At 66.3% G+C, this 13,284-nt stretch carries 6 protein-coding genes; all 6 read right to left on the bottom strand.

Features of this window, described 5'->3' with window-relative positions; all coding sequences use genetic code 11:
- Nucleotides 1-75: 75 nt before the first annotated feature.
- Nucleotides 76-2,997 carry a TonB-dependent receptor domain-containing protein gene (locus AC06FA_RS16520; RefSeq protein ID WP_478069243.1) on the bottom strand — a complete coding sequence of 974 codons (2,922 nt, stop codon included), beginning with the start codon at nucleotides 2,995-2,997 and terminating at the stop codon, nucleotides 76-78.
- 327 nt (nucleotides 2,998-3,324) lie between these two features.
- A complete protein-coding gene (locus AC06FA_RS16515; RefSeq protein ID WP_478069242.1) occupies nucleotides 3,325-6,252 on the bottom strand; it encodes a TonB-dependent receptor domain-containing protein in 2,928 nt (975 codons plus the stop codon).
- Between the two features lie 338 nt (nucleotides 6,253-6,590).
- Entirely contained in the window at nucleotides 6,591-8,117 is a 1,527-nt protein-coding gene (gene ppx / locus AC06FA_RS16510) for an exopolyphosphatase (protein ID WP_478069241.1), read from the bottom strand.
- A 913-nt stretch (nucleotides 8,118-9,030) separates the two neighbouring features.
- Entirely contained in the window at nucleotides 9,031-11,118 is a 2,088-nt protein-coding gene (gene ppk1, locus AC06FA_RS16505; protein WP_478069240.1) for a polyphosphate kinase 1, read from the bottom strand.
- A gap of 4 nt (nucleotides 11,119-11,122) precedes the next feature.
- Nucleotides 11,123-12,454: a phosphate regulon sensor histidine kinase PhoR gene (gene phoR / locus AC06FA_RS16500; RefSeq protein WP_478069239.1), complete on the bottom strand. Its 1,332-nt coding sequence runs from the start codon at nucleotides 12,452-12,454 to the stop codon at nucleotides 11,123-11,125.
- A 104-nt stretch (nucleotides 12,455-12,558) separates the two neighbouring features.
- On the bottom strand, nucleotides 12,559-13,248 hold the full coding sequence (gene phoB / locus AC06FA_RS16495) for a phosphate regulon transcriptional regulator PhoB (RefSeq protein ID WP_108748700.1): 690 nt from the start codon (nucleotides 13,246-13,248) through the stop codon (nucleotides 12,559-12,561).
- Nucleotides 13,249-13,284 lie beyond the last annotated feature (36 nt).

Raw genomic sequence — 13,284 nt, 5'->3', positions numbered from 1 at the left:
TGACCGCATTGCGACCCGCAGATGACGGCCGCACCGGGCACAGCAGACCACGGCCCCGAAGGGCCGTGGCGTGGCTCAGAAGCGCTGCTGGTACTTCATGTAGATGAAGCGGCCGATGTCATAGCCACCGTAGTAGGAGAAGTTCGCGCTGGGCTGGCTGTACATGACCGGCCCCTGGCGACCGAACACGTTGTTGGCGCCGATCGAAACCGTCGCCTTCCACGGCAGGGTGTAGCGCGCCTGCACATCATGGAAGGTGACCGAGCCGCGCTGGTTGTAATCGCGGCTGCCGCTGAACCAAGGCGCGCGCTGGTCGGGGTGCGAGCATTCCTCCGGGTATTCCGCTGCGTTCAGACAGCGTTCCTTGACTGCGGAGAAGTAGCGCAGGCTCCAGGTCACACCGAAATCGCCACGCTCCCAGCCCAGCGCGGCGGTGGAGCGCACGCGGAAGCCGATACCGCCGTTGCCGGCGATGCCGTTGCTGGGAATCGGCGGTACATCGGTCTCGTTGCTGGTCCGCTCCTTGGCACTGACCACATAGGTGGTGTTCCAGTCGGCCCGCAGCTTGCCCCAGCGGGTGTCGATCTGGTGGCCGATCTCCAGGTCATACCCCTCGGCCTGGACAAAACCGCTGTTGCGGCTGCCGTAGTTCAGCGAATCGACAATGCCCAGGGTGGGATCGCGGGTGAAGCTGCCGCAACGCTCGGCGATGCCCAGTTCGTAGCAGTCGCGCAGGATGTCGTTGGGATGGTCGGGCACGATGGTGTTGTCGATGCGGATCTTCCACCAGTCCAGCGCAATGTTCAGGCCTTCGGCGAACGTGGGGCTCCAGACCAGGCCCAGCGTTCGGCTGGTCGCCGTTTCCGGTTGCAGGTCGGGATTGGAGCCGTTGGTGAACGGACACGGCGTCTGCCCGCTGCTGCCGGTGATCGGTTCGTTGCCCTGGCCGAGCTGCCGATAGCTGTCTGCGTTGGCGATGTCGGCCGCGCAGCGTGCGCCCACCTCCGGGCTGCTGGCGGCGGCACCGTACACGGTGTCGCACGGATCGCGGAAGCCGGTCGTAAAGGTTTGCGATCCGCCGCCATAGAGGTTGGAGATGGTCGGTGCACGGAAGCCCTGGGCCCAGGTGCCACGGACCAGCAGTTGGTCGATCGGCTTCCAGGTGAAACCGAACTTGCTGTTGAGGGTGCCGCCGAAGGTGGTGTAGTCGGAATAGCGCGTGGCGGCATTCAGGGTGACCTCGCGCGCGCCCGCCACATCACGCAGCACCGGTATGTTCAGTTCCAGATACGCTTCGTCCACGCGGTAGCCACCGCCGGTGGGCCCTGCGGCCAGGTTGGTGGTGGCGCCGGTCTGCGCCAGCGCATCGGGAATGAAACGGCCATCCTCGCGTCGGCTCTCCGCGCCCAGGGCAAAGCCGAGTTCACCGGCGGGCAGGGTGGCGAGGCTTCCGCTCAGGCTCGCAAAGAGCGTGCGCGTGGTGGTGCGGCCGCGGGTGACCTCCTCGGGGAACAGCCAGTCCTGCAGTTCGGGATTGCCGGTCAACCCATACGGGTCGTGCTGGCCATGGGGCACCAGCGGATTCCAGGGCTTGCAGCCGGCAATGGGCGCCTCCGGTGTCCCGCATTCCACCCGGCCGGTTTCAGGGTTGTAGAACGACGGCCCGGTGGCATCGGCCACCCGCTGCTTGTGCAGGTTGCCAGTGGCATGCTGGACCAGCTCGCTGCGGTTGTACTGGTATCCGGCTTCCCAGTCGAAGCTGTGGCCGCCGAACTCGACGTTGCCCTCGAGGGCGGCCACGGCCTGCCAGGTGGTCAGTTCGCTGGTGCTGACGCGCGGAATCTCCCAGGTGCGACGGTTCCACTCCACGTCACTGGGCGTCTCATATCCGTGGTGGCGGCCAAAGGGATTGAACCAGCTGTCAGCCGACATGGGCGTGATGCCCGCTGCCGCGGACTGGAACGGGTAGCCGGCGATCTGCCGCGTCGTGGTGCGCTGGTTGTAGCCCAGTTGCGTGGTGATGCGGAGCTGGTCGTTCAGGTCTGCGCGGGCATCGACGAACACCGAGTCGCGCCGGATCGGCGTCTGCAGGTGCATCTGCTCGTTGCTGTTGCTGACATCACCGGTGAAGGGCGTGTTGTCGCTGTGGTGCATGCTGTCCGGTCCCCCCGGCGCGCTGCCCCGGTTGAGGGAGTAGCTGCAGCCTTGGCGGCTGCTGCAGCCCGGCCCCTGGAAACCGACGATGCGCCCCCATTGACCGACCGTGGTCCAGCCATCGTCAGGGTGGCGATCGGTGTTGGTGTACGCGCTGAATCCGCGATCCTTCGCCCACACGCCTTTTTCCTCGACATGCTCGGCGACGAAGGTAAGCGAGGCGCGGTCATTGGACCAGCCTGCCACCACGTCGAACTGGCTGCGCGCGCCATCGCCTTCGCTGTACTGGCCCTGGTAGACACTGGCCGTCACGCCTTCCACGTTGCGACGGGTGATGATGTTGACCACGCCGGCCATCGCGTCGGAACCATAGATGGCTGACGCGCCGTCCTTCAGGACTTCCATGCGCTCCACCGCTGCGGCGGGAATGCTGGAGATGTCCTGCCGGCCGGTGGTGGTCATGCCCAGCCGCTTGCCGTTGACCAGCACCAGTGTGCGTTCTGAACCCAGCCCGCGCATATCGACGTAGCTGCCGCCGGCGGCTTCGCCGGCACTCAGTGGGCTGGCGCGGCTCAGTGTCGGGCTGCCCATGGCCGTCAGGTTCTGCAGGATGTCTGCCACGGAATTGAAACCCTGTCGCTCGATGTCGGCGCGGCTGATGGTCAACACCGGCTGCGCGGTTTCCAGGTCAACCTGGCGGATACGCGAACCAGTGATTTCGATGCGGTCCAGGGTAGTCGGCGCGGGGGACTCCTGGGCCAGTGCGGGCAGGGCTGCCGCCATGCCGGTGGTCGCCAATGCGCAGTGGATCGCCCAACCCAGCGGGGAGGTTCTCGACGTCATGCAGTCTCTCTCTCTTTGTGTGGAAGCGGACGCCCAAGGTGCGGGCCGGTCCGTCCGCCACGACCGGGGTCGCGACGGCACGCCACTAACGCGTGGCGTTGAATTTCCGTAAAGGCAGAAAGCGACCACGTGCTGCGTGGCGACTGTCGTGTTCCGCACTAGTGGCGGACGTTCAACAACTTGCGCGCGTTGCAGTGCGGAACGAGACACCGCCGAAGGGCGCTGCGCCGCTGGCGCGGCAAACGTTGCGGCGGTTCATTGGCGACAAAAAAAACCACGGCCCCGAAGGGCCGTGGTCGTGTCACTTCACTGCGGCAACGCGCGGGATCAGAAGCGCTGCTGGTACTTCAGGTAGACGAAGCGACCGATGTCGTAGCCACCGTAGTAGGAGAACACCGAGTTCGGCTTGGTGTACATGTTCGGGCCGTACTTCTCGAACACGTTGTTGGCACCGACGGCCACGGTGGCATCCCACGGCAGGTTGTAGCGGAACTGCACGTCGTGGAAGGTGACCGAACCACGCTCGTTGTAGTTGCGCGAACCGGAGAACCACGGTGCACGCACGCCCGGATCGGAGCATTCATCCGGATGCGCGACCACGTTCAGGCAGGTCTCCTTCACGCCGGAGTAGTAGCGGGCGGTCCAGCTGACACCGAAGTCACCCTTGTCCCAACCCAGGGTCAGGTTGGAACGCACGCGGAAGCCGCTGGTGGCGTTGGTGGAGATGCCGTTGACCGGGGTCGGCACCACGGTCGGGTCGTTGGTGGAACGGAAGACGTTCGAGCTGACGTAGGTGGTCGACCACTGGGTGCTGAAGGTGCCCAGCGCGTCGGTGTCCAGACGGTAGGTCAGCTCCATGTCGTAACCTTCGGTTTCCAGGAAACCGGCGTTACGGTTGCCGTAGGTCAGCTTGTTGACGATGCCCAGCACCGGGTCACGGGTGAACTGCGAGCAGCGCGAATCGATGCCCTGCTCGTAGCAGTCGATCAGGATCTGGTTCGGGCTGTCAGCCACGATGGTGTTGTCGATGCGGATCTTCCACCAGTCCAGCGACACGTTGAAGTTCTGGATGAAGTTCGGGCTCCACACCACACCCAGGGTCTTGCTCTTGGACGTTTCCGGCTGCAGCAGCGGGTTGGAGCCGTTGGTGAACGGCACCGGGGTCTGGTCGGTGCTGCTGGTGATCGGCACGTTGCCCTGCTTCAGCTGACGGTAGGTGTCAGCGTTGGCGATGTCGCGGGCGCAGCGCGCGCGCACGGCGGCGCTGGTGCGCGACGGGCCGTAGACGGTGTCGCAGGGATCGGCATAGCCGGTGGTGAAGGTTTCCGAACCACCGCCGTACAGGTCGTTGATGGTCGGGGCGCGGAAGCCTTCAGCCCAGGTGCCACGCACCATCAGCTGTTCGATCGGGCGCCACTTGAAGCCGAACTTGCTGTTCAGCGTGTTGCCGAAGGTGTCGTAGTCCGAGAAACGCGTCGCCGCGTTCAGGGTCAGCTCCTGCGCACCCGGCAGATCGGCCAGGATCGGCGCGTTCAACTCCAGGTAGGCTTCCTTCACCTTGTAGCCGCCACCGGTCGGGCCGGCGGCCAGGTTGGTGGTGGCACCGGTCTGGGCCAGCGCATCGGGAATGAACTCGCCGGTTTCCTTGCGGTTCTCAACACCGAACGCAAAGCCCAAGTCGCCGCCCGGCAGGGTCAGGATGCTGCCGGCGATGGTGGCGAAGAAGTTCTTGCCAACGGTCTTGCCGGACGAATCCTCGGCCGACATCAGGTAGTCGATCAGGGCCTGGTTGCCGGTCAGCCCGTACGGGTTCACCACACCGGCGGCGACCAGCGGGTTCCAGACCATGCAGTTGGCGATCGGTGCAGCGGCGCTGCCGCACTCCACCTTGCCGGTGGTGGCGTTGTAGTACGACGGACCGACCGCGTTCTTCACGCGTTCCTTGTGCAGGTTGCCGGTGGCGTGCTGGCGCAGCTCGTTCTTGTTGTACTGGTAGCCCACTTCCCAGTCGAAGTAGCGCTCGCCGATGTTGAAGGTGCCATCGAAGGCGGCCACGGCGCGGTAGGTCTTCAGTTCACTGTCGCTGACGCGCGGCACTTCCCAGGTGCGGTGGTTCCAGGCCACGGCGGTCGGGGTGGCGTAGCCGTTCTTGCGACCGAACGGGTTGAAGTAGCTGTCGATCGACATCGAACCGATGCCGGCCGTGGACGACTGCAGCGGGTAGCCGGCGATCTGGCGGCTCGACTCGCGCTTGTTGTAGCCCAGCTGGGTGCTGAAGTGCACGTTGTCGGTGATGTTCAGGCGGCCATCGACGAACACCGAGTCCCGCTTCAGCGGATAGTTCAGGTGCATCTGTTCGTTGGTGTTGCTGACATCGCCATCGGGTGCATTGGCATTGGTCAGGTGGTAGTTGGCCGGGTTCAGCGGGTCGGCGCCGCGGTTCAGCGAGTAGCTGCAGGTGCCGTTGTTGGCCGCGGTGCAGCCCGGGCCGCGCAGGCCGGTGATCTGGCCCCACTGGCTGACCGTGGTCCACGCCTCGGTCGGGTGGCGCGAGGTGTTGCCGAAGGCGCTGAAGTCGCGGTCCTTGGCCCACACGGCCTTTTCTTCGGAATGCTCGGCCGACAGCGTGATGGAGCCACGGTCGTTGGCCCAGCCGGCCACCACGTCGAAGCGGTCGCGTGCGCCGTCGCCCTGGCTGTACTGGCCGTGGTAGACGTTGGCGGTCACGCCGGTGACGTTGTGGCGGGTGATGATGTTGACCACGCCGGCCATGGCGTCCGAACCATAGATGGCCGAGGCGCCGTCCTTCAGCACTTCAATGCGCTCCACCGCCGACACCGGCAGGCTCGACACGTCCTGGTAACCGGAGGTGCTGATGCCCAGGCGCTTGCCGTTCACCAGCACCAGAGTGCGCTGCGCGCCCAGGTTGCGCATGTCGATGTAGGTGCCGCCCGCGTTTTCACCGGCACTCAGCACGTTGGCGCGGCTGATGGCCGGGCTGCCCATGGCGGTGACGTTCTGCAGGATGTCGGCCACCGAGCTGAAGCCCTGGCGTTCGATGTCCTTGCGCGAGATCGCCAGCACCGGGTTGGCGTTTTCCACGTCGACCTGGCGGATGCGCGAACCGGTGATCTCGATGCGATCGAGGGTGGTGGGGGCGCCGTCCTGGGCCAGGGCAGGCAGCGCGATGGTCGCGGTGCCGACGATCAGGGCATGGCGGATCGCCTGGCCCAGCACGGTGGAGCGTGAAGTCATCGAGTCTCTCTCTCTCGTTGAGGCTGCAGATGCAGGCCAAAAGGGCCTGCGAAACCCGGTTTCGCCTGTCAGGACTGAGCCGGTGACTTCGATTTATTCTCGTTCGTTAACCATCTGTAAAGGGGGTGTTACGAAATGTGTCGATTCCTGTCGCGTGAAGATCACGCAAAATTAATAAAAGCAAGGGCTTAGCGTCATGCTGATGGCCGTCGCTCAGGTGTCCATCAGAAACCTGAATCCGCATTCAGCTTGCCGATTGCGCAAAACGCAGACGGCAACGGCCCATTTCCGGGCCGTTGTCGGGAGCGTTCGGAGGCCGGCGCGCCGCCGGCGCGGGGTCACACCACGAACGGGCGGAACTGCAGGCCGAGCCCGGCCAGACCCTCGGTTTCGCCGATCAGGTCGGCACGCAGCAGGGGGCGGGCATCGATGAAGGCCTGCGGCACGATCAGCGAAAGGCGGTTGTCGTCGGCGGTCAGTTCCAGCGCCGGGGGCGGCACGTCTTCGTGGGCGCGGTTGAGCAGTACGGCCAGCCGCAGCAGGGCGGTCAACCGGCGCGCCGTCAGCAGCAGACGCTCGGGCAGGGCATCGAAGGTGGACTTGCCCACGTTGCGCCGATGGCTGCGCACCAGGGCGGCCAGCATCTGCTGTTCCTGCCGCGAGAAGCCGGCGATGTCGGAGTTTTCCAGCACGTAGCTGCCGTGCACGTGGTAACCGCTGTGGGCGATCATCAGGCCCAGCTCGTGCAGGCGCGCGGCCCAGCCGAGCATGCGCGCATCGTCGGCATCCAGCTTCCAGCGCTCCTGCACCTGTTCCAGCAGCCCCAGGGCGGTGTCCTGCACGCGGTCGGCCTGGGCGGTATCAATGCCGTAGCGCTGGGTCAGTGCGGCCACCGACTCGTCGCGCGGATCGTTCTCGCCAGCGCGGCCGACGATGTCGTACAGGATGCCTTCGCGCATGGCGGCCTTGCTGACCAGCAGCTTCTGCAGGCCCAGCGCCTGGAACGCCGCCTCCAGCACCAGGATGCCGCCAGCGATGATCGGCCGGCGGTCGCTGGACAGGCCCGGCAGCACGATGTCGTCGATCTTCTTGGCCTTCAGCAGTTCATCGCGCAGCTGTGGCAGGGCTTCGGCGGTGATCGCGCCCTTGCTCAGCTTCATGCTGGCGCAGATCTCGCTGATCGCCTTGTGCGTGCCCGACGAGCCCAGCGCCTCGTGCCAGCCCAGCGCGCGGTACTTGCTGGCAAAGGGCTGGAACTCGCGGCCGATCTCGGCAAGCGCGTCCTTCCAGCGCTTGCGGCTGAGCTTGCCTCCGGGGAAGAAGCGGCGCGTGCTGGCAATACAGCCGGCCTGCAGGCTCTCGCGCTCGAGCGTCTGCATGCCCATGCCGATGATGAATTCGGTGGAGCCGCCGCCGATGTCGATCACCAGGCGGCGCTGGTCGGCCTTGGGCGGCTGTGCATGGGCCACGCCCAGATAGATCAGGCGGGCTTCTTCGCGGCCGCTGACCACTTCGATGGCATGCCCCAGCGCGGTTTCGGCCGGCATCAGGAACGCCTGCGGCGAACGCAGCTGGCGCACGGTGTTGGTGGCCAGGGCACGCACGCGGTGCGGCGGCACGTTGCGGATGCGCTGGCCGAAGCGGGCCAGGCATTCCAGCGCGCGCTGGCGGGCGGCGGCGGACAGACCGCCTTTGCCGTCCAGGCCATCGGCCATGCGCACCGTTTCGCGCAGGCGGTCGATCACCCGCAACTGGCCAAGCGTGTAGCGCGCGATGACCATGTGGAAACTATTGGAGCCAAGGTCGATGGCGGCCAGCAGGTCGCCATCCTGCAATGCGGGCGGAGTCGTGGTGGTATGCGGCATGGGCGAATGTTAGCCGAAGGGGCGGTGTGCTCGTCACCGCGCGGCCTTCACATTGTGGGGGGGCTATGCGGCAGGGCTGCGCCCTGCACCCGCCGGATCAACGTCAACGTCAACGTCAAAGGCGGGCTGTCCGTGGGATGGCGGGGTGGGTCCGGTTGCGGGGGACGGCGCAAGTACGTCCTTGTAAGCTTGGCCGCGGCATCCATGCCGCGGACACCCCCGCAACCGGACCCACCCCGCCTTCGACAGTTCCCGCGGTCTGTCGGAACGGCGAGGGGGCAGATCCCGGTGTTGAATCGCTTCTGTAGAGTCGAGCCATGCTCGACTGCTTCTGCTGCAGGTAGGTGTCGACCTTGGTCGACACGGTAGATTCACGCCATGCGTGGATGGGCCCCAACGTGCCGACCAAGGTCGGCACCTACTGGCTGTCCGGACGGCACGGGGTCGGATCCCGTTGCTGCGCAACGGGCTCTGACCCCGGTGTTGAATCGCTTTTGTAGAGTCGAGCCATGCTCGACTGCCTTTGCTGTTGGTAGGTGTCGACCTTGGTCGACATGGTAGATCCACGCCATGCGTGGATGGGCCCCAACGTGCCGACCAAGGTCGGCACCTACCGGCTGTCCGGACGGCACTGGGTCGGATCCCGTTGCTGCGCAACGGGCTCTGACCCCGGTGTTGAATCGCTTTTGTAGAGTCGAGCCATGCTCGACTGCCTTTGCTGTTGGTAGGTGTCGACTTTGGTCGACATGGTAGATCCACGCCATGCGTGGATGGGCCCCAACGTGCCGACCAAGGTCGGCACCTACCGGCTGTCCGGACGGCACGGGGTCGGATCCCGTTGCTGCGCAACGGGCTCTGACCCCAGTGTTCTGCATGGAGCGCGTTGTGCCGACCAAGGTCGGCACCTACCGGGTCACAGCCCCTGCATCAACGCCATCTGTGCCGAATGCGGCGCTTCATCGTGGGCTGGGGCGCGCTTGTGGTACACGCCTTCGGCGTCCAGCTCCCACGCGTTGAGGTTGTCGTCCAGGTAGTTCTGCAGCACTTCGCGGTACACCCGCTTGGCCAGGTCCGGGTCCAGGATCGGGAAGCCGGTCTCGACCCGGCGCAGCAGGTTGCGTTCCAGCCAGTCGGCGCTGGCGCAGAACAGTTCCGGGGCGCCGTCATTGCCGAACCAGTACACCCGGCTGTGTTCCAGGAAACGGCCGACGATGGAGCGTACGCGGATGTTGTCCGACACCCCCGGTACGCCCGGGCGCAGTGTGCAGGCGCCGCGGATGATCAGGTCGATCTGCACCCCGGCCTGCGAGGCGGCGTACAGCGCGCGCACCACCTGCGGTTCGTTCAGTGCGTTCATCTTGGCGATGATGCGCGCCGGGCGACCGGCCGCGGCGATGCGGGTTTCGCGCTCGATCCGGCCCAGGATGCCGGTGTGCAGGGTGAAGGGCGATTGCAGCAGGCGCTTGAGCTTCATCTTCGAGGCCAGCCCGGACAGCTGCTGGAACAGCAGGTGCACATCGTTGCCGATGTCTGCATCAGCGGTGATCAGGCTGATGTCGGTGTACGCGCGCGCGGTGCCGCTGTGGTAATTGCCGGTACCCAGGTGCACGTAGCGGCGCAGCTTGCGGCCCTCGCGGCGCACGATCAGCAGCATCTTGGCGTGCGTCTTGTAGCCGACCACGCCGTACACCACCTGTACGCCGGCTTCCTGCAGGCGGTCGGCCAGGCCCAGGTTGGCCTCTTCGTCGAAGCGCGCGCGCAGTTCCACCACCACGGTCACGTCCTTGCCGTTGCGCGCGGCCTGGATCAGGGCCTCCACGATCTGCGAATCCTTGCCGGTGCGGTACAGGGTCTGCTTGATCGCCAGTACATTCGGGTCGATCGCCGCCTGCTTGATCAGGTCCAGCACCGCGCTGAAGGCATCGAAGGGGTGGTGCAGCAGCAGGTCCTGGCGGGCCACGGTGTCGAAGATGCCGTCGCTGTCGCGCAGCGTGCGCGGGGTCATCGGCGGGTACTTCAGATCCGGCTGCGCGATCAGGTCGTACAGTTGGATGATGCGGTTGAGGTTTACCGGGCCGTCGATGCGGTACACCGCGTTTTCGGTCAGGCCGAAGTTCTGCAGCAGGGTGCGCACGATCTCGCGCGGCATGTCATGGGCGATCTCCAGACGCACCGCCGGCCGGTAGCCGCGGTCCACCAGTTCGTCGCGCAGGGCCAGCGCCAGGTTCTCCACTTCTTCCTCGTCCACCACCAGTTCCGAATTGCGGGTGACGCGGAACTGGTAGGCGCCCTGGACTTCCATGCCCGGGAACAGCTCGTCCACGAAGGTGGACAGCACCGACGACAGGAACACGAAGTTCTGCGGGCCGCCCAGTTTTTCCGGCAGCTGGATGATGCGTGGCAGCGAACGCGGCGCGCGCACGATGGCCAGGTGGCCGGCACGACCGAACGCGTCGGTGCCCTTCAGCACCACCACGATGTTCAGCGATTTGTTGAGGATCTTCGGGAACGGATGCGCCGGGTCCAGGCCCAGCGGCGACAGCACCGGCATGATCTCGTTGCGGAAGTACGCGCGCAGCCAGCGGCGCTGGCGGTCGCTCCAGGAATGGCGGCCGAGCACGCCGATGCCCGCCTCCATCAGCGCCGGGCGCAGGGTCTCGTTCCAGCAGCGGTACTGCTGGTCCACCAGCTCAGCGGCGCGCTCGTGGATCGCATTGAGGATGGTCTGCGGGCTCATGCCATCGGGCGCCGGCGGCAGGCCGAATTCCTGCGCGTGGCGCACTGCCGCGGCACGGATCTCGAAGAATTCGTCCAGGTTGGTGCAGGAAATGCACATGAAGCGCAGGCGCTCCAGCAGCGGTACCTGCGGGTCCATGGCCTGGGCCAGCACGCGGAAGTTGAAATCCAGCTGCGACAGTTCGCGGTTGATGTACAGCGCCGGGTCGCGCAACGGATCGTTGTCCGGGCTCACGGGGAGGGGGAGGGATCCGAGGCTGCTCATGGCGTCATTCTTCGAGGGAAGTCAGGGGGGCGGTGTCGCGCGTTCGTACGTGGTCGGCATCGAAATGGCAGGCGAACACCGAGCCCTTGCCGACTTCGCTGTCGATCTCCAGCCGGGCGTGGTGCAGGCCAAGGATGTGCTTGACGATGGACAGGCCCAGGCCGGTGCCGCCGCTCTCGCGCGAGCGGCTGCTGGATACACGGTAGAAGCGCTCGGTCAGGCGCGGCAGGTGGTTGGCCGGAATGCCGTAGCCGGTATCGCGCACGGCCAGCACCACGCCATCGCCTTCGCGACGGAACTGCACGTCGATGCGGCCACCGGCCGGGGTGTAGCGCACGGCGTTGGTCACCAGGTTGGAGAAGGCGCTGTGCAGCTCCTTGGTCGAGCCCTGCAGGTCCACCCCGGCCAGATCTTCCACGCTGATCTGGTGGCGGCCCTGGCTGTGCGCCTCGGCCTCGCGGCGCAGGGTGGCCAGCATCGGCTGCATGGCCACGGTCTCTTCCTCGCTGTGCTCCTGCGATTCCAGCCGCGACAGGGTCAGCAGGTCTTCCACCAGCTGGGCCATGCGCTGGCTCTGCTTGCGCATTTCTTCCAGCATCGGGCCGGTGCCCGGGAAATCCTCCGGGTCCATCATGTCCAGGTAGCCATGCACCACGGTCAGCGGCGTGCGCAGTTCGTGCGACACGTTGGCCACGAAATCGCGGCGGACCTGTTCCAGCCGCAGCAGCTTGCTGACATCGCGCGCGATCAGCAGCCAGTAGTCCTGCGAGTAGGGAATCAGCCGCAGGTTCAGGCGGATGGCCGGGTCGACCGGCGAGGGCACATCCAGGATCGGTTCGGCATTGCGCCCACCGGCCAGCCAGTGCGCCAGCGGCATCGGTTGCAGGCGGTCGACCAGTGCTTCGCCCAGATCACCGGGGTGGTGCAGGCCGAGCAGGGCAGTGGCCGCTTCGTTGAACCACTGCACGCGCTGGCTGTTGCGGTCCAGCACCACCACCGCATCGGGCAGCGCGGCGGCGGCGGCACGGTAGCTGCGAAGCATGTCCAGCAGGCGGCGCTTGCGTACGCGCATTTCCACCTGGTTGCGGTACAGCAGGCGGTCCAGCTCGTTCCACACGCCGGACCCTTCCTCGGCGGTTTCCCAGCGCTGGCGCGCGGTCAGCCGGCGCAGCACGCTGCGCAGGCGCCAGTAGTGCCAGGCCAGCGTGGCCAGTGCGGCCAGCGCGACGCACAGCCACAGATGCCCGCTGAACCACCCGACCACGCCGGCCAGCACCAATACCGCTGCCACGGAGGCCAGCGTCTTCAACCAGGCGGAGCGGATGTGGCGGGGCATTGCGGTCTCGTCGTTGGAGGCGGCGGTTCACGCGGTGAACCGAGGGTTATAGCAGAGTTGCCGACACCGGCACCGGCAGGTGCGCGGTGCCGGCACGACGAGGCTCAGGTAGCGGTAGAGAAGCGGTAGCCGGCGCCGCGCACGGTCTGCACCATGTTTTCGGCGTTGAACGGTTCCAGCGTCTTGCGCAGGCGGCGGATGTGCACGTCGATGGTGCGCTCTTCCACGTACACGCTGCCGCCCCACACATGGTCCAGCAGCTGCGCGCGGGTGTACACGCGTTCGGGGTGGGTCATGAAGAAGTGCAGCAGGCGGTATTCGGTCGGGCCGATCGGCACCGGCTGGTCGTTGGCGAACACGCGGTGGGCGGCGCCGTCGATGCGGATCGGGCCGACCGACACGCTGCCGTCCTCGTCGTCATCGCGGGCGCGGCGCATGACGGCGCGGATGCGTGCCAGCAGTTCGCGCGCGGAGAACGGCTTGACCACGTAGTCGTCCACGCCGGCTTCCAGGCCGCCCACGCGGTCGTTCTCTTCGCCGCGTGCGGTCAGCATGATGATCGGCACTTCGCGGGTCAGCGTTTCCTTGCGCCAGCGACGGGCCAGGTCCAGGCCGCTGGTGCCCGGCAGCATCCAGTCCAGCAGGATCAGGTCCGGCACGCGGTCGGCGATGGCGGTCTGGGCTTCACGGGCATCGCCCGCGTGGACCGGCTCGTAATCGCCCTTGCGCAGGGCGAAGGCGACCATTTCTCGGATCGCGGGCTCGTCATCGACGATCAGGATGCGTTTCTGCACGAGGACACCGTAGGGCTCGGTTACTGGAGTGGTGCC

This window comes from Stenotrophomonas sp. Steno-C17 (genome assembly GCF_056393165.1).
Note: the sequence above shows the minus strand (reverse complement) of the source record. Positions and strands in the feature narration are given on the sequence as shown.